This is a genomic window from Paenibacillus kobensis NBRC 15729 (genome assembly GCF_004000825.1).
Classification (GTDB): Bacteria; Bacillota; Bacilli; order Paenibacillales; family Paenibacillaceae; genus Paenibacillus_T; species Paenibacillus_T kobensis.
The window spans coordinates 1-19630 of the sequence record NZ_BILZ01000066.1; the positions used below are offsets into that span (position 1 = coordinate 1).

The 19630-nt window shown below is 53.6% G+C and carries 15 protein-coding genes; 11 read left to right on the top strand and 4 right to left on the bottom strand.

Features of this window, described 5'->3' with window-relative positions:
• The 9 genes from PKO01S_RS24945 to gyrA all read left to right on the top strand — a co-directional run.
• On the top strand, positions 1-1855 hold a 1855-nt coding region (locus PKO01S_RS24945), incomplete at its 5' end, for a dynamin family protein (protein ID WP_174818610.1).
• Positions 1856-2187: 332 nt separating this feature from the next.
• Positions 2188-4026 (top strand): ABC transporter ATP-binding protein, encoded by a 1839-nt coding sequence (locus PKO01S_RS24950; protein ID WP_127534163.1) that lies wholly within the window; start codon positions 2188-2190, stop codon positions 4024-4026.
• Complete coding sequence (locus PKO01S_RS24955) at positions 4023-5891, top strand: ABC transporter ATP-binding protein (RefSeq protein WP_407669708.1); 1869 nt, start codon at positions 4023-4025, stop codon at positions 5889-5891. The genes PKO01S_RS24950 and PKO01S_RS24955 overlap by 4 nt, the downstream gene beginning before the upstream one ends.
• A 123-nt stretch (positions 5892-6014) precedes the next feature.
• Positions 6015-7199 (top strand): formate-dependent phosphoribosylglycinamide formyltransferase, encoded by a 1185-nt coding sequence (purT, locus tag PKO01S_RS24960; RefSeq protein ID WP_127534165.1) that lies wholly within the window; start codon positions 6015-6017, stop codon positions 7197-7199.
• A 202-nt stretch (positions 7200-7401) separates the two neighbouring features.
• Positions 7402-8253, top strand: coding sequence for a GDSL-type esterase/lipase family protein (locus PKO01S_RS24965; protein ID WP_127534166.1), 852 nt, complete (start codon positions 7402-7404; stop codon positions 8251-8253).
• Positions 8254-8991: 738 nt separating this feature from the next.
• The gene (locus PKO01S_RS24970) at positions 8992-10011 is read left to right on the top strand and encodes an ABC transporter ATP-binding protein (RefSeq protein ID WP_127534167.1); all 1020 of its coding nucleotides are present in this window, start codon (positions 8992-8994) and stop codon (positions 10009-10011) included.
• On the top strand, positions 10004-10990 hold the full coding sequence (locus PKO01S_RS24975) for an ABC transporter permease (protein ID WP_127534168.1): 987 nt from the start codon (positions 10004-10006) through the stop codon (positions 10988-10990). The genes PKO01S_RS24970 and PKO01S_RS24975 overlap by 8 nt, the downstream gene beginning before the upstream one ends.
• A gap of 277 nt (positions 10991-11267) precedes the next feature.
• Positions 11268-13241 carry a DNA topoisomerase IV subunit B gene (gene parE, locus PKO01S_RS24980; RefSeq protein ID WP_127534169.1) on the top strand — a complete coding sequence of 658 codons (1974 nt, stop codon included), beginning with the start codon at positions 11268-11270 and terminating at the stop codon, positions 13239-13241.
• A gap of 12 nt (positions 13242-13253) precedes the next feature.
• Entirely contained in the window at positions 13254-15698 is a 2445-nt protein-coding gene (gyrA, locus tag PKO01S_RS24985) for a DNA gyrase subunit A (protein ID WP_127534170.1), read from the top strand.
• On the opposite strand, the gene PKO01S_RS28960 is transcribed toward gyrA, so the two are convergent.
• Positions 15695-15862: a hypothetical protein gene (locus PKO01S_RS28960; protein ID WP_164779754.1), complete on the bottom strand. Its 168-nt coding sequence runs from the start codon at positions 15860-15862 to the stop codon at positions 15695-15697. The two genes, gyrA and PKO01S_RS28960, sit on opposite strands and share 4 nt — an antisense overlap.
• A 267-nt stretch (positions 15863-16129) precedes the next feature.
• On the opposite strand from PKO01S_RS28960, the gene PKO01S_RS24990 reads away from it, so the two are divergent.
• A complete protein-coding gene (locus PKO01S_RS24990; RefSeq protein WP_127534171.1) occupies positions 16130-16561 on the top strand; it encodes a MarR family winged helix-turn-helix transcriptional regulator in 432 nt (143 codons plus the stop codon).
• Between the two features lie 135 nt (positions 16562-16696).
• The gene (locus tag PKO01S_RS24995) at positions 16697-17083 is read left to right on the top strand and encodes a hypothetical protein (protein ID WP_127534172.1); all 387 of its coding nucleotides are present in this window, start codon (positions 16697-16699) and stop codon (positions 17081-17083) included.
• A gap of 129 nt (positions 17084-17212) precedes the next feature.
• Here PKO01S_RS24995 and PKO01S_RS25000 read toward each other — a convergent pair whose 3' ends face one another.
• The 3 genes from PKO01S_RS25000 to PKO01S_RS25010 are packed head-to-tail and all read right to left on the bottom strand — an operon-like array spanning position 17213 to position 19561.
• Complete coding sequence (locus PKO01S_RS25000; protein WP_127534173.1) at positions 17213-17980, bottom strand: RluA family pseudouridine synthase; 768 nt, start codon at positions 17978-17980, stop codon at positions 17213-17215.
• Positions 17977-18846: a class I SAM-dependent methyltransferase gene (locus PKO01S_RS25005; RefSeq protein WP_127534174.1), complete on the bottom strand. Its 870-nt coding sequence runs from the start codon at positions 18844-18846 to the stop codon at positions 17977-17979. The genes PKO01S_RS25000 and PKO01S_RS25005 overlap by 4 nt, the downstream gene beginning before the upstream one ends.
• Positions 18833-19561, bottom strand: a complete 729-nt coding sequence (locus PKO01S_RS25010) for a response regulator transcription factor (RefSeq protein WP_127534175.1) — start codon at positions 19559-19561, stop codon at positions 18833-18835. Before PKO01S_RS25010 ends, PKO01S_RS25005 begins: the two co-directional genes overlap by 14 nt.
• Positions 19562-19630: the final 69 nt, after the last annotated feature.

Here is a 19630-nt window from a genome sequence, read left to right on the forward strand (position 1 = left end):
CGCGATGCGCGAGAAAGCGGACCGGCTGCAGAGCAGCCGGTTCACGATCGCGCTGTTCGGCGCGTTCAGCGCGGGCAAATCATCGCTCGCCAACGCGCTGATCGGCGCATCGGCGCTCCCGGTGTCGCCGAATCCGACGACGGCGGCGATCAACCGGATCGTGCCGCCGACCGAGTCGCAGCCGCACGGCAGCGCGCGCGTCGTCATGAAGCCGAAGGACGGCATGCTGGACGATCTGCGTTATTCCTTGACGCTGCTTGGCGAGACGGACCTGCCGACCGATGAGCAGGCGCTGCTGCGCCGGATTGCAACGCTGCGGCCGGATGCCGTGCAAGCAGGCGGGCGTCCGCACTTCAGCTTCCTGAAGGCAGCAGAGAAAGGCTGGGGCAGCTATTCGGCTCATCTAGGCGGTGTGCTGTCTGTCGATGAAGCGGAATACCGCCGGTTCGTCGCCGAAGAATCCCGGTCGTGCTTCGTGGCCGAGATTGAGCTGTATTACAGCTGCCCGTTGACCGACGCAGGCATTGTCCTCGTCGACACGCCAGGGGCGGACTCGGTCAATGCCCGTCATACCGGTGTCGCGTTCAACTACATTAAGAATGCGGACGCGGTATTGTTCGTGACTTATTATAACCATGCCTTCTCGCAAGCCGACCGCCAGTTCCTAATGCAGCTCGGCCGCGTGAAGGATCAATTCGAACTCGATAAAATGTTTTTCCTCGTCAATGCAGCCGATCTTGCGTCTTCGCAAGAGGAGCTGAGCGGCGTACTTAAGCATGTCGCCGACAATCTGCTGCAGCACGGTATCCGGTTCCCTCGTTTGTATCCGGTATCGAGCTTGCAAGCTCTTGACGCGAAGCAAGACGGCAATGATGAAGCACTTGCTCAGTCGGGCATCGCAGCATTCGAACAATCGTTCACGACGTTCATTCGCGACGATCTTGGGCGGATGGCCGTCGAATCGGCAGACCGCGATATCGCGCGTACAGCAGCGCAAGTCGGTGGCTGGATCGAGTCCGCCCGCGGCAGCGCGGCGGATCGTGCGGCTCAGCGCGAGCGCGTGGCGGCAGCGGCAGACCGCGCATCCGCATCCGCGGCTTCTCTTGGGGAGTTGGCCGATCTGCAGTATGACCGGTTGAAGCGCGAACTCGAAGAGCTGTTGTTCTATGTGCTTCAGCGGATCGGTCTGCGGTTCGGCGAGTTTTACAATTTCGCGTTCAACCCGTCGACGCTGCGCGATGACGGACGCGACCTGCGCAAAGCGCTGTGGACGTCCTGGCTCGAGCTTGACCGCCAGCTGGCTGTCGAGCTTGCGCAGGAGCTGCAAGCGACGACGCTGCGTATGGATAATGCGCTGAACGCGGTATTGAAAGAGCGGTACGAACGTACGTCCGGCGAGCTGGCGGAGCTGCTATCCGGTTTCGAGGCGGCCTCCTATTCGCGGATCGAATGGGGCGCGGAGGAACAAAGCGGCTCATATTGGGATGCCGGTTCGGTCGATGCCAAATGGTTCTGGAGCCGGTTCAAATCGCCTCGCCACTTCTTCGAAGGAGAAGGCAAAACGGCGATGCGTGCCGATATCGAAGCGCTGCTCGAGGAGCCGCTTAAGAACTGGTCCAAGGGTGCTGCTTCGGAGTGGAACGCGGTTTATGCGGACCGTTTGGCTCAATCGGCATCCGCATGCAGCGTGAAGCTGGCGGAGGAAGCCCGTTCATACGCCGACGGCTTGCTGGCTTCACTTGCGGACGGCAGCGATTTGCAGCAGCTTACACAGCTGCTGTCAGAGCTCGATTCTTTGCGCGGCCAGAGCGAAGCGAAAGCGCAGGCCGCTCAGCCGACGTTGTCGAGTGTATAGCAGTTGACCTGAATAAATTGGAAATCGTCTGTCCGTTCCGAGAGGAACAGGCAGGCGATTTTTTTTGTCCCGTAACCATCAAGAAATTGCTATGGAGATATATGCAAAACAGAAGGGGGAATGATGCAAAAATGGAGAATTTGTGAGCATTTCAACCGGATTTCCTACGATTCCGAAGAATACCCCCTGCTCAGTTGTGCTGAGCGTGATGAAGCGTTGCTTAAGGGGGTTATACGTTCGCATACCCCGTTTGAACAATCGAAGGGTTGCTGTTACGATTCATTCGTATTTCCAATTCAACGGGTGATGCAGATGAGAGAGAGGGGTTTGTTGTGGACGTTTTTAAGCAATTGAAGTCGTTTTACTGGGTCGAGAAGAAGTACATATTCGCGTCCATTCTGTGCCTTATGGGATCGACTGCGCTTGGTCTCGTATATCCGAATTTGCTTCGGATTCTGATCGACGACATCATTATGCAGGAGAAATTCGAGAAGGTGCCGGCGATTGCATTGACCGTAGTCGGCGTCATCGCGGTCAAGAGCTCACTGCAGTTTTTCCACGGCTTCTTCGGCGGCCGGCTCGGCAACCGCGTCGCTTACCGGCTGCGCAACGCTTGTTATGAGAAGCTGCAATATCTGTCTTTCAAATATTACGACACCGCCAAAACCGGCGATCTGATGTCCCGGCTGACAGCCGATCTCGAGGCGCTGCGCAACTTTATCGGATTCGGCTTCGCACAGCTGCTGAACATGGTTCTGATGGTGCTGTTCGGCGGCGCGATGATGATGACGATGCATTGGCAACTGACGTTAATTACGCTCGTCACGATTCCGCTGCTCGTCTTCTGCGCCTTCCGGCTGGAACGCCGCATACATCCTGCATTCCGGGAGATGCGCCTTGCGATGAGCAGGCTTACGACCGCCGTTCAAGAAAATATTACAGGTGTGCGTACGGTTAAATCGTTCGCCCGCGAGCCTTTTGAGGTCGATAAATTCGGTGAGAAAAGCAACGATTATCAGGACAATCAGGTCGGCGTCTCCCGCATTTGGGGCCGCTACTTCCCGCTCATGGAGCTGATTGCGAACTTAAGCGTCGTTATTTTGCTCATTACGGGCGGATTGATGGTCATTCGCAACTCGCTCTCGATCGGCGAGCTGGTCGCGTTCTTCAGCTTGATTTGGTACATTATCGGTCCGATGTGGGGCATCGGGTTCCAAATTAACAACTACACGCAATCGAAAGCGTCCGGCGAGCGGATGCTGGAATTGCTGAACGAGTACGTTCATGTCAAAAATGCTGAGCATCCCGTTGTGCTGAATGCCGAAGCGCTAAAAGGTCATGTCCGTTTCGAGCAAGTAACTTACGGGTATGGCGAGGGACATAACGCTCTCACGCAATTCACGCTAGATGCTGCTCCTGGCAAAGTAATCGGCTTGCTAGGCGGCACAGGCTCCGGCAAAACGACCGTCATCCAACTGCTCATGCGTGCTTATGACGTGAAACAGGGCAAAGTGACGATCGACGGCATCGATATTCGCGAGCTGGAGCTCGATTCGCTCCGGAGCGCAATTGCGCCGGTATTCCAAGAGACGTTCCTGTTCTCCGCTTCGATCCGCACGAATATTGCGTACGGGGCGAATGATGTCACGATGGATGACATCATTCGGGCAGCAAAGCTGGCCAAAGCGCATGATTTTATAATGGAGCTGCCGCTTGGCTACGATACGGTCGTCGGCGAACGCGGCATGGGACTGTCGGGCGGCCAGAAGCAGCGGATATCGATTGCCCGCGCACTCATCCGCAATCCGCGCATTCTCATATTGGACGACTCGACGAGCGCGGTCGATATGGAGACGGAGCATGAGATACAAGCCGGCTTCCGGGAGCTGATGGCCGGCAGAACAACGTTTATCATTGCTCACCGGATTTCATCGCTGCGTCATGCCGACGAAATTATCGTGCTCGATCAAGGCAGCATCGTGCAGCGGGGTACGCATGAGCAGTTGCTTGCGCAAGAAGGTCCGTACCGGGACGTTTATCGAATCCAATATGCGGACCGTCCGTCGGATGCCGATCAAGCGTCTGCGGCCGATGCATGGGTGCCGGGCGAGCCGGAGAAGACGATTGCGCCGCAATCGGGATTGCAAGCCGAAGGGAGGCTGTACCATTGAGCAGACGACAAGAGAACGATGTAACCCAGCGGGAGAAAGAGGCTGACCGCAAGCATGAATCGGAGAGCCGCGAACGTTTTATTTATCAAGACGATGAATTGATCGAGAAGCCATTCAACTGGCAGCAGCTCGGCCGGCTGTTCATGTATTTGAAGCCTTACAGCAAGCAGTTGATGCCGGTAGTCCTTGTCGGGATGGTGCTTGGCACATTAACGAGGCTGACGATTCCGACGGTCATCATTATGGCGATTGATGAAGCGTTGAACCCGAAATCAGGCGACACGAGCGTGTCGAAGCTGATGCTGTTCGCTGGACTAATGCTCGCTTTATATATCATACAGTGGGGTTCCAATACGTACCGGATCAAGCATACGAATATTATCGGCCAAAAGGTTATTCACGATCTTCGCAGCCATCTGTTCTCGCATATTCAAACCTTGTCGTTCCGCTTCTTCGACAAACGTCCGGCGGGTTCAGTGCTCGTCCGTGTCACGAACGACGTCAATGCGCTGCAGGATCTGTTTACGAACGGCGTCGTCAATTTGCTGATGGACTGCGTGCAGCTGGTCGGCATCGTCATTATTTTGCTGCTGTGGAATTTCAAGCTCGGCCTTGCGGTCATGCTGACTGTACCGCTCATGTTCCTCGTATCGAGCGCGCTGCGCCGGAAGATTCGGTTCGCTTGGCAGGATGTGCGCATTAAGCAGTCCAGGATCAACTCGCACTTGAACGAATCGATTCAAGGCATTAAAGTGACGCAAGCCTACGTGCAGGAGAAAGAAAACATCCGCTTCTTCGAGCGGATGAACAGTGCCAACATTAAATCATGGAACTACGCTTCGGCGATGAACCAATCGTTCGGACCGATTATCGAACTGACGAGTGCTGTCGGCACGCTTATATTGTTCTGGTATGGCTCGCACCTCATCCAGACCGGCGCTTTGACCGTTGGTATGCTTGTAGGTTTCGCGAACTACATCGGCAACTTCTGGGAGCCGATTAACCGTCTGGGCCAAATGTATTCGCAACTCCTCATCGCAATGGCATCGTCGGAACGGATTTTCGAATATTTGGACGAAAAGCCCATCGTCGGCGAGCTGCCGCAAGCGCCGGCTCTGCATCAGGTGCGCGGCGATGTGAAGTTCGACAACCTCGTCTTCGAGTACGAAGAAGGACGTCCGGCTCTTAAAGGGATTACGATCGACGTGAAAGCCGGACAATCGATCGCCCTTGTCGGCCATACCGGCTCCGGGAAGAGTACGATCATGAATCTGCTGTGCAGGTTCTATGATCCGAACGAAGGCCGTGTGCTGATTGACGGGACGGATATTCGAGACGTATCGCTCGACAGTTTGCGCTCACAGATCGGGATTGTGCTGCAGGATACGTTTATTTTCTCCGGTACGATACGCGATAACATCCGGTTCGGCAGGCTCGATGCAACGGATGAGGAAATTGTAGCAGCGGCGAAAGCGGTTCATGCGCATGAGTTTATTATGAAAATGAAAGACGGCTACGATACCGAAGTGCAAGAGCGAGGCAATGTGCTGTCCATGGGCCAGCGCCAACTGTTGTCGTTCGCTCGCGCGCTGTTGGCTGATCCACGCATTCTTATTCTCGATGAGGCGACAGCCAGCATCGATACCGAAACAGAGCTTCGTATCCAGCAAGCGCTTCAGACGCTTCTTCAGGGGAGGACGTCGTTCATCGTTGCTCACCGGTTATCGACGATCCGCCATGCCACTTCGATTGTCGTACTCGACCACGGCTCGATCGTTGAACAAGGCTCGCATGACGAGCTGATGCGCATTCCGGGAACGTACCGCGGCTTGATCGAAGCACAGTATCGTTTTTTGTCGGCATAACTGGCGCATCTACTTGATTTTTGGCTTTGTACCGTCCACAATGGTAAGAAAACGGAAACGGCGGCAGGTCTGGCGCGTCACGCGGCGGACCTGCCGCCGTCCGCATGCTTATAGGAGGTCATCATGTCTAACTATGGATCCCCGCTTTCTTCCCGGGCGCGCCGCATCGTGCTGCTCGGCTCAGGCGAGCTCGGCAAGGAAGTCATTATCGAAGCGCAGCGGCTGGGCATTGAGACGGTAGCTGTCGACCGTTATGCGAATGCGCCTGCGATGCAGGTCGCTCATCGTTCCCATGTCATCGACATGCTTGACGGAGAAGCGCTTCGCCGTGTGCTGGAGCTCGAGCAGCCGGATTTGATCGTGCCGGAGATTGAAGCAATCGCGACCGAGACGCTTGTCGAACTGGAGAAGGAAGGACGTACTGTTGTTCCGACTGCACGTGCTACGCGTTTGACGATGGACCGCGAAGGCATTCGCCGTCTTGCGGCTGAGACGCTTGGTCTGCCTACGGCGCCATACCGTTTTGCCGATTCGTTGGACGAGCTTCGCGCGGCTGTTGGTGAATTGGGTACGCCCTGCGTCATTAAGCCAATCATGAGCTCTTCGGGCAAAGGACAAAGCGTCTGTCATTCCGAAGCGGAAATCGAGAGCTGCTGGAATTACGCGATGGAAGGCGGCCGTGCTAAGAAGCAGCGCATTATCGTAGAAGGCTTTATTCATTTCGAATCCGAAATTACGCTGCTTACGGTTCGATCCGTATCGGGCACGGCGTTCTGCGCACCGATCGGCCACGTTCAGAAGGACGGCGACTACATCGAATCGTGGCAGCCGCATGCAATGTCGGAGGAGCAAATTCGTGATGCAGAGCATATCGCGCGTCAAATTACCGATTCGCTGGGCGGATACGGCATTTATGGCGTCGAACTGTTCCTCACGAAGGACGGCGTATTGTTCAGTGAAGTATCTCCTCGTCCGCATGATACCGGCATGGTGACAATGGCGACACAGGACTTGTCCGAGTTCGCGCTTCATGCGCGTGCCATTCTTGGACTGCCGATTCCGACCATCCGATTGCTGACGCCAGGCGCAACACACACGCTCAAAGCCGACCGCGACAGCGAGTCGTTCCAGATCAGCGGTATTGCGGATGCGTTGTCGCTGCCGAACACTCAGGTTCGCGTATTCGGCAAGCCGGAGACGAAGAAGGGGCGCCGGATGGCGGTTGCGCTTACCAGCGCGGACAACGTCGAAGAGGCACGTGAATTGGCACGCCGCGCGGCACAGACGCTTCATATCAGCTACGAGTAAATTGAATTTAACGAATAGGCTGCCCGTACGAATGCGGTGACGATGCGCTTGTTGCACGATAGATATTGTGCGGTTGGCGGTTCGTCTCACGCTTCTCTTGCGGGTTTTGTTTTAGCGCTGATGGTGCTGGATTTGCAAAATATTTCCGTTCGATTTATCTTAGAGGATAATCCAACCGTTTATGGGAGAGGAGTTGTCCCGAATGAGACGAGGCACACTGCTATGGCGTACGATCGGTTTTATTTCGCTCGTATCGACCTTGCTGTTTCTATGCGGCTTCGGCATTGCTTTGAAAGATATCATAGCGCCTAGCGACCGTACGCCGTTCTACGCCGATAATGAAGCGGAATCGGGCAGCGGGAGCGGAGCAGGCGCATCTCAGGTGATACGTGTAACGGCGCTTGGCGATTCGCTGACGAAGGGAACGGGAGACTCGAAGGGCGAAGGCTATGTGAAGCAATCGGTCAAGCTGATGGAGGACAAGTATGACAAGCCGGTGAAACTAATGAACAACCTGGCGATTAACGGCTTGCGCGCCGATCAACTGAATGACAAACTGACGAATGATAAAGGCTTCAGGTTGGCTGTATCCGAAGCAGACATCATCTTGATGACGATTGGCGGCAACGATTTGTTCCAATACGCGCAAGGGCAAGGCGAAGAAGAGGGCGACGATGAAGATGTTCAGCGCAGCGCAGGCCGAAGCGGTGAGCTGTCGCTGGAAGAGCTGCAGGAGAATATGACCGAAGGTGTAAAGCGGCTGGAGCATACGATCGATCTGTTGAACGAAATCAACCCCAAAGCACGAGTCGTATATGTCGGCTTGTATAACCCGTTCTACGATGTAGAGGATTTGCGCGATGGCAGTATTCAAGTACAGGAATGGAACCGGCAAGTGTATGCCGTTATCCACCGTTATCCGAACATGCGGCTAGTCCCGACCTTCGATTTGTTCGAGGCGAATATAAGCCGCTATCTGTCCTCGGACCATTTTCACCCGAACCATGAAGGGTACTCCGCCATAGCGGAGCGCATCGTACAGTCGCTGGATTAATAGGCTACGCGAGCGGTACGGTAACGCCACAAAATGTTACGCTAACATCGCTCTGGCAGCGGCGACAGTGTGGTAACAACACAAAGTGTTACACTAACGTTGCTCTGGGAGCGCCGACAGTGTGGTAACAACACAAAGTGTCACACTAACGTTGCTCTGGGAGCGCCGACATGTGGTAACGACACGAAAAGTTACGCTAAAGTCGCTCTGGCAGCGGCGACAGTGTGGTAACAACACAAGTGTTACACTAACGTTGCTCTGGGAGCGCCGACAGTGTGGTATCGATACTGTGTGGGGAATGCTGACCGGATTGCGAGGCATTGAAGAACAGCCGGACGTACGTGGGAAAACAGTGAGAAAGGTATCTCGCAAGCAGACTACAGCTGAGACTGATGCCTATAACTATTGCGGAGCCCGGGAACCGGGGTGGAGCAAAAAAGAGCTGGGGAGTACATCCGTAGAGCGTGTCCCGAAGGGGACGTAAGCGGGCTAGAGCACGAATGATGGCAGGGGCGACGAAGAAGAGGCGGACGTGGGAGAACAGCAAGATACGAAACAGTAAAGCGTGCCCGTTAGGGTGGAAAGCGCGTGCAAGCACTTATCGTAGCTAGATTCCGTTTAGGGGAGTCCAGAGGGCGCAAGCTCTCTGGGGCCCTCCCTTGCAGGGAGGGTTTGGGTGGGTAGTAAGTGCCCTTGAGGGTTTGAGTGGGTAGAAAACTCTGAAAGGAGAAATCGCTAATGACACTCGTGACGAATGATGCAGTTCGAGGCGGCACTCTGACGGGGAATGAGCGAGAGCCGGCAGAGAAAGAAGTCGTATTGTCGGTGCAAAATGTGACCAAAAACATACATGGACGCACGATTATCCGCGGTATTAGCTTCGACGTGCATGCGGGAGAAATATTCGGTTTTCTCGGTCCGAACGGATCCGGCAAAACGACGACGATTCGTATGCTCGTCGATCTGATCCGGCCGACTTCGGGCGATATTTACGTATGCGGTTATCATGTGAGACGCGACCCCGAGAAAGCACTTCGTCATATTGGATGCATTGTAGAAAATCCAGAAATGTACGGCTACATGACCGGATGGGAAAATCTCGAGCACTTCGCTCGGATGCAGCACGGAATTGACATCGAGCGGATTCGGGAAGTGGTCGAAATCGTCGGTATGGACGCCCGTATTCACGATAAAGTGAAAACTTATTCGCTTGGCATGCGCCAGCGGCTCGGAATTGCGCAAGCGCTCCTAGGCAAGCCCCGAGTGCTTATTCTGGATGAGCCAACGAATGGCCTTGATCCAAAAGGGATCAAGGAGCTTCGAATATTTATCCGCTCGCTTGCGGAGCAGGGTATGAGCCTATTCATTTCCAGCCACTTGCTTAGTGAAATACAGCTCATGTGTGACCGGGTCGCAATCATTAGCAAAGGTGAAGTCATTGCTGTGGGAGACGTGGATTCGCTAGTATCCCGGAATGAGTCTTATGTCCTATGGCAGCTTGATGGCCGTGAAGCCGGATTACGGCTGTTGGAGGGGGATCCAAACGTCCGGATTGTGCCGGAGAACGAATTGCGTTTAGACGAGTCGGTGACTGCACTTCTTCCCGGTGCGATCGCAACGACGATGGCTCATGAGCACGTCGCTTCAATGATCCGAAAGCTCTCGGAGGCGGGAATCGGAATCATGGCCGTCCAAAAAGTGGCGCCTACGCTGGAAGAACTATTTTTGACGATGACGGAGGGAGACACCGTTGAATAGCATAATGCCGCTTATCCGTAACGAAACGGTCAAGGTATGGAAGAAAAAACGATTTCTCGTCGTCATAGCGGTGCTTCTCGTGCTTATTCCGGTATTTACATACGCTCAGATGAAAATATCGCTAAGCAATCGGGAAAGCTTCACGGACTGGAGGCTTCAGCTTCAGCAGAAAATTACCGATTATCAGAATCAGTTGTCGAGCGAGCGAATTCCTGAGGAGTGGAAACGTTACCGACGCATTGCTGTGCAGCAGATGCAGTATTATTTGGATCATAACGTAAATCCAGACTCGCCGAATGCGGTTACGTTCACAAGAGGGTTCATGGATGCATCAGTATCGATGTTTATTCCGCTGCTCGTATTGGCGATCGCATCGGACCTCGTTTCGGGTGAACGGTCTACTGGCACAATGAAGATGTTGTTGACCAGACCGGTGCGAAGGTGGAAAATATTGCTCAGTAAGTTTATCGCTCTGACGTTGTATGTATCGCTGTTGCTGCTTACAACGGTCGTATTGTCTTATTTGATTGCCGGTCTTGTATTTGGATATGGAGGTTGGTCGCTGCCTGTTTTTACAGGATTCGTCGTTCACGGTTCTGAGGTCGACAGCTCGGCTGTCCATCCAGTGCCTCAATGGATGTATCTGCTGATGATGACCGGGTTGGTTTGGATATCAGCGATGACGATTGCTTGTTTGGCACTGATGGTATCTGTACTTGTGCGAAGCACGGCAGCAAGCATTGTGACGATGATGGCAGCAATTATTGCAGGATCCATTTTATCGGCGATGGCTTCTTCGTGGGAAAGCGCCAAGTATATTTTTTCCGTGAATTTGGAGTTGACGAATTATTTGGCTGGTTCGCCGCCTCCGATCGACGGGATGAATCTTCTTTTTTCCCTTGCTGTATTAGGCTTCTGGGCGGTTTCTGCACTTATCGTTTCGTTCACCGTCTTTACGAAACAGGATATGTTGAATTAAAATAAACGTCTGACGACATCTTTTTTATATGATTCGACTGAATGTGAGCGGAATTTATGTTTACGATGCAGCTTTTACTGCATGATCCGATACCCGGATCGTATACTCGTTAAAATTATAGCCGATGCTTCCGATGCAGTTATTGTGCATCTTATCTTGTACACGAAGATACTCGAAGCATCCGCAAAAACAAGATTATGCTTACGATGCAGTTTTTACTGCAATGATCCAATAGCTTGGATCATACAACATTCGCAAAAACTTTAGGAGGGCGCGTATGGCCGAGCAATTGGATCTGTTCGCGAGCAACGCAGCATCCGCCGAACGGAATTACGACGCGGACGATATTCAAATACTCGAGGGCTTGACTGCCGTACGCAAACGGCCAGGCATGTACATCGGGAGTACAAGTAACTCCGGTTTACATCATCTCGTATGGGAAATTGTAGATAACGCGGTCGACGAGCATTTGGCGAAGTTCTGCTCTGCGATCGACGTGACGATACATAAGGATAACGCGGTATCCGTTAAAGACAACGGACGCGGTATTCCGACGGGGATGCACAAGAGCGGCATTCCGACGCCGCAGGTCGTCTTCACGATGCTGCATGCGGGCGGCAAGTTCGGCGGCGGGGGTTATAAGAAATCGGGCGGTCTGCACGGCGTTGGCGCTTCGGTAACGAACGCTCTGTCGGAATGGCTCGAGGTCGAAATTTATCGGGACGGCAAAGTGCATAAACAACGGTTCGAATATTGGACGGACGCAGACGGCAAGGAGCATGTCGGTGAGCCGGCTACAGGTCTGACCGTAATCGGCAATACGAACCGTACGGGCACGAAAGTAACGTTCAAGCCGGACGGACGCGTGTTCCAGAATGGCACGACGATTAACTTCGATACGTTGGCGGAACGGCTTCAAGAAATTGCGTTTCTGAACTCCGGCCTCAAAGTTACCGTCAAAGACGAGCGTAACGGCAACGAACTCGTGTTCCATTATGAGGGCGGCGCGAAGCAGTTCGTTCAGTTTCTTAACGAGGACAAAACGGTGCTGCATGATGCGGTACATTTTGCGTCCGAGAAAGATGAAATCGAGGTTGAAGTTGCTCTCCAGTACAACGACGGCTACACGGAGACGATCGCATCGTTCGTGAACTCGATTCCGACGCGCGGCGGCGGTACGCATGAGACGGGCTTCAAAACAGCGTATACGCGCATCATGAACGATTACGCTCGTAAAAACGCGCTGCTGAAGGAAAAGGACAAAAACCTTGAAGGCAACGATCTGCGTGAAGGCATGATGGCGGTCATCAACATCAAAATGTCAGAGGTTGAATTCGTCGGCCAGACGAAAGACCAGCTTGGCAGTGCATCTGCGCGCAGCGCGGTTGACGCGGTTGTTGCGGACAAAATGGCGGTATTCCTGGAGGAAAACCCTCAGGTAGCGCAAATGCTGATGAAGAAATCGATTCAAGCGTCCAGAGCACGCGAGGCCGCTCGCAAAGCGCGTGAAGAGATACGCTCCGGCAAGAAGAAGAGCGAAAGTTCGAATCTTGGCGGCAAGCTAACTCCTGCGCAGTCGAAAGACATATCTCGCAATGAGCTGTTTATCGTCGAAGGCGATTCGGCTGGCGGATCCGCGAAGCAAGGGCGCGATTCGAAATATCAGGCAATTCTGCCGCTGAAGGGCAAGCCGATGAATCCGGAGAAAGCGAAGTTGCTCGATATTCTGAAGAACGACGAGTACAAAGCGATTATCGCGGCGATTGGCGCTGGTGTCGGTTCGGAATTCGATGACGAAGAATGCAATTACAACAAGATCATCATTATGACGGACGCGGATACAGACGGCGCGCACATTCAAGTGCTGCTGCTGACGTTCTTCTACCGGTACATGAAGCCGTTGATCGATGCTGGCAAAGTGTATATCGCTCAACCGCCGTTGTATAAGCTGACCCGCAAATCGGGCAAGCTCGAAACGGTACGGTATGCTTGGACGGATGAGCAGCTCCAGAACTACCTGAAGGAATTCGGGAAAAATTACGAGCTGCAGCGGTATAAAGGTCTTGGCGAGATGAATCCAGAGCAGTTGTGGGAGACGACGATGAATCCGGAGACGCGGACGCTGCTGCAGGTGCAGATCGAAGATGCCGCGAAGGCGGAACGGCGCGTGTCGACGCTGATGGGCGACAAGGTCGATCCGCGGAAACGGTGGATTATCGACAACGTCGATTTTACCGAGTTCGAGGAGTAGGGGGAGAGCTTCATGGGCATGCTGGAACAGTTTCTGCCGGCGTTTCTCGAAGAGGTCGTCGGCGACCGGTTCGGCCGGTATTCCAAATATATTATTCAAGACCGTGCAATTCCCGACGTTCGCGACGGGCTGAAGCCGGTACAGCGCCGTATTCTGTACGCGATGTACGATGCGGGCAATACGCCGGATAAGCCGTACCGCAAGTCGGCCAAAACGGTCGGCGACGTTATGGGTAACTATCACCCGCACGGCGACTCGTCGATCTACGAGGGCATGGTCCGTATGGCGCAGCCATGGAAAATGGGCCACCCGCTTGTTGACGGACACGGCAACTGGGGTTCGCAGGACGACGACCCGGCAGCAGCGATGCGTTATACCGAAGCAAGGTTGTCGACAATCGCGATGGAGCTGCTTCGCGATATCGACAAACGTACGGTGCCGTTCAAGGATAACTTCGATAATACGACGAAGGAGCCAGTCGTGCTGCCTTCCCGTTATCCGAACTTGCTTGTAAACGGCGTCAGCGGCATTTCCGCAGGCTTCGCGACGGAGATCCCTACGCACAACTTGCGTGAAGTGATCGATGCGTGCTTCGCCTTGATGGCGAATCCGCATCTGTCGCTGGACGAGCTCATGTCGATTGTACGCGGTCCGGATTTCCCGACCGGCGGTACGATCATGGGCGGCGAAGGCATCCGCGAAGCGTACGCCACCGGCAAGGGCCGCATCTACATCCGCTCCAAGGCGGAAGTAGAAGACGTGCGCGGCGGCAAGCAGCAGATCGTCATTACAGAAATTCCTTATCAGGTCGTTAAAGCGCGGCTTGTTACTGCAATGGAAAATATTCGTCTGGAGAAACGCGTGGAAGGCATCGCGGAAGTTCGCGACGAGAGCGGGCGCAACGGATTGCGTATCGTCATCGAGCTGAAGAAGGATGCGGACGCGCAAGGCATCTTGGCGTATCTATACAAGAAGACCGATCTGCAAGTGACCTATAACTTCAACATGGTGGCGATCGTGAACAAGGCGCCTCGCCAGCTTGGTTTGAAGGAAATGCTGTCTGCTTATATCGAACATCAGAAGGAAGTCGTAACGAACCGGACAAAGTTCGATCTGGAGAAGGCGGAAGACCGCGCCCATGTTCTCGAAGGACTCGTGAAGGCACTGAATCTGCTGGACGAGATTATTGCGACGATCAAGGCGTCGAAGAACCGCCAGGACGCGCAGAACAATCTCGTTACGAAGTTCGGCTTCTCCGAGCGCCAAGCGGACGCGATTCTGACGCTCCAGCTGTATCGTCTGACGAACCTGGAAATTACGCAACTGGAGAAAGAGCTGCGTGAGACCGAGAAGCGTATCGCCTATTTGCGCAGCATTTTGGAGAGCGAGAAGAAGCTGATTAGTGTCATCCGCGAAGAAATGCTTGAAATTCGTACCAAGTTCGGCATCGACCGCCGGTCGGATATCCGCGGTGAAGTGGAAGAGCTGAAGGTGAACCTCGAAGTTATGGTACAGTCTGAGGACGTTCTACTGACGCTCAGCCGCGACGGCTACATCAAGCGGACGACGATGCTCTCCTATACCCGCTCGGGCGGTGAACTCGAAAGCGCAGGCGTGAAGGAAGGCGACGTCATTCGCCATCTGCTCAGCGTCAACACGATCGACACGCTGCTGCTCTTCACGAAGAAAGGGCAGTATTTCGTCCTGCCTGTTCATCAGGTGCCGGAGTTCAAGTGGAAGGATAACGGAACGGCCGTCGTCAATGTCGTGCCGCTGCCGAAGGATGACGGAATCGTTGCGGTAGTGCCGGTTCGCGACTTCGAGCAAGCGGACGGTTCGCTGCTGTTCGTTACGAAGCGCGGGCAGGTGAAACGGACGGAACTGAAGGAGTATAAATCGAACCGCTCGACTGCAATAGCCGCCTGCAAGGTGGCTGACGGAGACGAAATCATTGCTATTCTGGGGAGCGACGGCACGCAGGAGTTGCTGCTCGTTAGCCGTCAAGGTATGGCAATCCGGTTCCCGGAAAGCGAAGTCAATCCGATGGGCCGCGTTGCGGCTGGCGTTAGAGGCATGATGCTGAAGGATGATGACGAACTTGTTGGCTGCTCGCTCGTCGCGAATGACGAGGGAGAAGTGCTTGTCCTGTCCGACATCGGTTACGGCAAGCGCTCGCTGCTTGCTGAATACCCGCTTCAAGGACGCGGCGGCAAAGGGATAGCAACATTCGAGTTCAAGGAAGGCAAGCGAGTTAGACCGAACGGCAGCGGCTTGATCGGCGCGGTGTACTGCCGCGAAGAGAAAGCGCTCGTCGTTCTGGCATCGAGCGGCGCCTCCTGGACGCTGTCTACAGACAAGACGCCGATCGATGAGCGCCGTTCTATCGGAAAGCCGCTCGTTGCTCCGGAAAAGAACGATTCTATTATCGAAATCTATATACGCTCGTTAACGATTTAGTCGTAAGGCAGATGAGGCGGCTCCAGCCGTTCCATCATCTGTACGAGCGCCTCTAAAAGGACCCACAATGGCACCGGTTCGTCCGGCTTATTCAGCCATTGTGGGTCATTCAATATGCCGTACGCACGGACCTTTCTCATAATTTCCTCTTTCCGTTCATCCATTGCAAGTCAACCTCCTTCACGCTGCACAGATGCAATAAGGCGGTTCTCATAAAGAAGTACAAGCCATATAAATGCCGACGCCAACTAACTGCGTTCGAGCCGCATCTGCAATTCCTCGCCACATTGTATGTCTAACGATGTCATTTCGTTCACATTAAACGTCGATTAATGGCGCAAATTATTAAGTGGATTAACCTTTAATTCGACATTTTCAAATGGTATAATGAGGATTAACAGGAAAATTGGACAGAAGGCGGGGGGTAGGCGATGATTTCGGAAGATTTTGCTCGTTTGTGGATGAAGTTGACGAAGGAATGGAAGACCCATCTGGAAGAAGCGTTGTCGCCGAGCTTGACAGAAGGCCAGTTGAACGTTCTTGAGCTGTTGTTGCAGCACCAGCCGATGAAGCCTTCGGATTTGCTGCAATATTTGGAGACAACGCCTGCTGCCATTACGACACTCCTCGATCGGATGGAGCGGGGCGAACTGATCGTTCGCAACCGGGACGAATCGGACCGTCGCATCGTCTGGGTGACGATGACTGACAAAGGACTGTCGGAAGCGAATCGCGGAATCGACATTCGCAACACGTTTATACGTAATGCGCTGGACCGAATTTCGTCGCACAATCAGCAGCTGCTTGTGTACTTGCTCGGTAAGGTGACGAACGCGCAGGAGCCGGTCAGCCGCAGCTCTTAATGAAATATTCAATCCTTGTATGGAACGACCACATGTAAGAAGCGGATTCCGTTTACCCAACGGTTCGGCTTCTTTTGTTATTGGCTATGTTAACCTTCATTGTTGATATTTGAGTGCTAGAGGAGAAGATTGCACATGTATCTTAGATTTCATGGTAACTATTCCAGTCCTAAAACAAAGCAGCCTTATGGAATTTTCGTAGTTATTTATCACCTATATCGTGATGGAATCCTTTCGGAAAACGAAAGTCAACTTTACCTGGACACTAAGGAATGGTTTGAACAGAATTTACCTAACCCTCCGTATTACGATGATAATAATTCAATCCATGCTGTTACTTGGTTCAAAGATGAAGATGAGTCAAAAGAGATGTTAATACGGCTGCAACCATTTTTTAGAATAGCGGAAAAACATAAGGTCGAAATCATTAAATCGGTCTCCAAGGTGCTCCCTGGAATTCTCGTTTATGAAGACGACTATCAGGTTGGAATAGTTAATCCCAACTACGACGGGGAACGATAGCTTAACAAACCGCCCTTGAAGGGCGGTCATGTTTTGGGTTGGTAATCAACAAGTAAGATTAATATAGTCTTGTTCTTACATAATGGCTCAATACAGAAAGGGTGTCCCTCGACGGGACACCCTTATCGTTTAGGCCTCGAAACGGGCCGCTGCCCGATTCAAATCTTGTTCGCTCCACTTGGACCATCCCGCCAGCCGCTGATCCGGCAAAGAGCGGAACACTAGCCGTTCCTTCGATACGGGGTGAGGGAAGGCGACAGATGTGGACCAGAGAAGCACGGTGCCATGCTGTGCGCCGCGCGGAGCGGGGGCACCATACTTGGCGTCGCCATACAGCGGACAGCCGATAGCGGCCATCTGGGCACGTATCTGATGGGACCGGCCCGTATGCAGCTTGACGGCTACAAGGGAGAGTCCGTCTGACGATGCTGCAACCGTATAATAATCTAGCACCGCTTCCTTCGCATCGGGAACAGGCTTGTCGTACGTATCCGATACGTTGCGCTTGCTGTCCTTGCGCATCCAGTGGCGAAGGGTGCCGGACGAATTCGCAGGCGTTCCATGAACGACAGCCATGTACGTCTTGCCGAAGTCTCGCGATCGAACCGTCTCCGACAGCCTCGATGCGGCTTTGGACGTCTTAGCGAACAGCATAGCGCCGCCAACGGGGCGGTCCAAACGGTGTACGAGCCCGAGGAATACGTTGCCAGGCTTGTTGTGGCGGACTTTCAAGTCTTCCTTCAGCAGCGTCAGCATATCCGGATCGCCCGAATCGTCTTCCTGAGAAGGGATTCCGGGCGGTTTGACGACAACAAGCAAATGGTTATCCTCGAATAACACCGGTATTCGCGTCTCGGCCTCAGGCTGATTCGGACGGCCCGCCGGTCCGTTCGTCATTCTTCCGACTCCCAGCGTCCAAGAATGCCGCAAGGCAGATTCAACCCGGACTTCGTAATCTCAAGTCCGATCTCGCCGCAATGAATTTGGCCGCCGTATTTGCGACCGACCGTCATATGCAAAATATTACGCAGAACGCTAGGCGAGATGCCGGTCGTGTACGAGTTGATGAGGACAAACAATGGCTTGTCCGACAAAATCGTCATACACAGCTCGAGGAACGGATATAGACTCGTTTCCAGCTTCCATGTCTCGCCGTTCGTACCGCGTCCATAGGAAGGCGGGTCCATAATGATCGCATCATATTGCCGTTCGCGGCGCTGCTCGCGTTGAACGAATTTGAACACGTCGTCCGTGATGTAGCGGATCGGAGCGTTCTGCAGGCCGGACAGTTCGGCATTCTCGCGGCACCATTGCACCATGCCTTTGGCAGCGTCAACGTGACATACTTCGGCGCCGGCTGCCGCGCAAGCTACCGTCGCTCCGCCTGTATAGCCGAACAGATTCAATACACGGATAGGGCGGTTAGCGCCGCGAATCCGGTTCATCATCCATTCCCAGTTAACGGCTTGCTCCGGGAACAATCCCGTATGTTTGAAGTTCGTCGGCCGGATATGGAAGGAAAGCGGACCGTACGAGACGGTCCACCGTTCAGGCAGCTTCGTGCGAAATTCCCATTCGCCGCCGCCGGAGCTGCTGCGGTGATAATGGCCGTCAGCTTTGTTCCATAGACCGGTTTCCTCTGCAATTGGCCAAATAATTTGCGGATCGGGACGGCGAAGCGTGTAGTTGCCCCAACGCTCCAGCTTGTCGCCCTCTCCGGTATCAAGCAATTCGTAGTCTTTCCAGTTGTTAGCGATATACATTCGGTGTTCCTGTTCCTTCCTCGGCATTAAATTTATAGCCTACTCCGCGCATCGTAATAATCCAGCGCGGGTTGGCTGGGTCGGGTTCGATCTTCTTGCGCAGATTGCTCATATGTACCATCAGCGTTCTCGTATCACCGATGCTGTCTACGCCCCAGACGGCTTCATATAAGCTGGCCAGTTGAAAGGCGCGGTTCGGCTGCTTCGCAAGCAGTGTTAGAAGCTCAAACTCCTTGACGGATAAAGCGACGGGCTGATCGGCGACACGTACGGTCCGTGCAGCCAGATCGATGATGAGGCCGTCGAACGCAAGCACGTCCCGGCCGGTTTCTTGCTGGTGCATACTAATGGATTGCCGGCGCAAATGCGCCTTTACTCTCGCCACGAGCTGTCCTGGACTGAACGGCTTCGTAATATAATCGTCGCCGCCGACGGACAAACCTTGAATGATGTCGTTGTCATCGCTCTTCGCACTGACGAATAGAACCGGTACGTCGGTCAATTCGCGTATTTGCAGGCATACGTCCAGTCCGTTCAGCTGCTTCAGCAGTACGTCCAACAAGATGAGATCCGGCCTGACCTTGTCTATTAAACTCAGCGCATCCGTTCCGTTATCGGCCGAATATGTGGCATACCCTTCCCGCTGGAGATAGAGGGTGATGAGTTCAATGATTTCGGGTTCATCGTCGACAACCAAAATTTTGCTCACATTCATCTTCCATCCTCCTTGCTTTCTCGATTATTATAATCGAAGCGGCATTATTGAAGCAATGATATCAGAGGA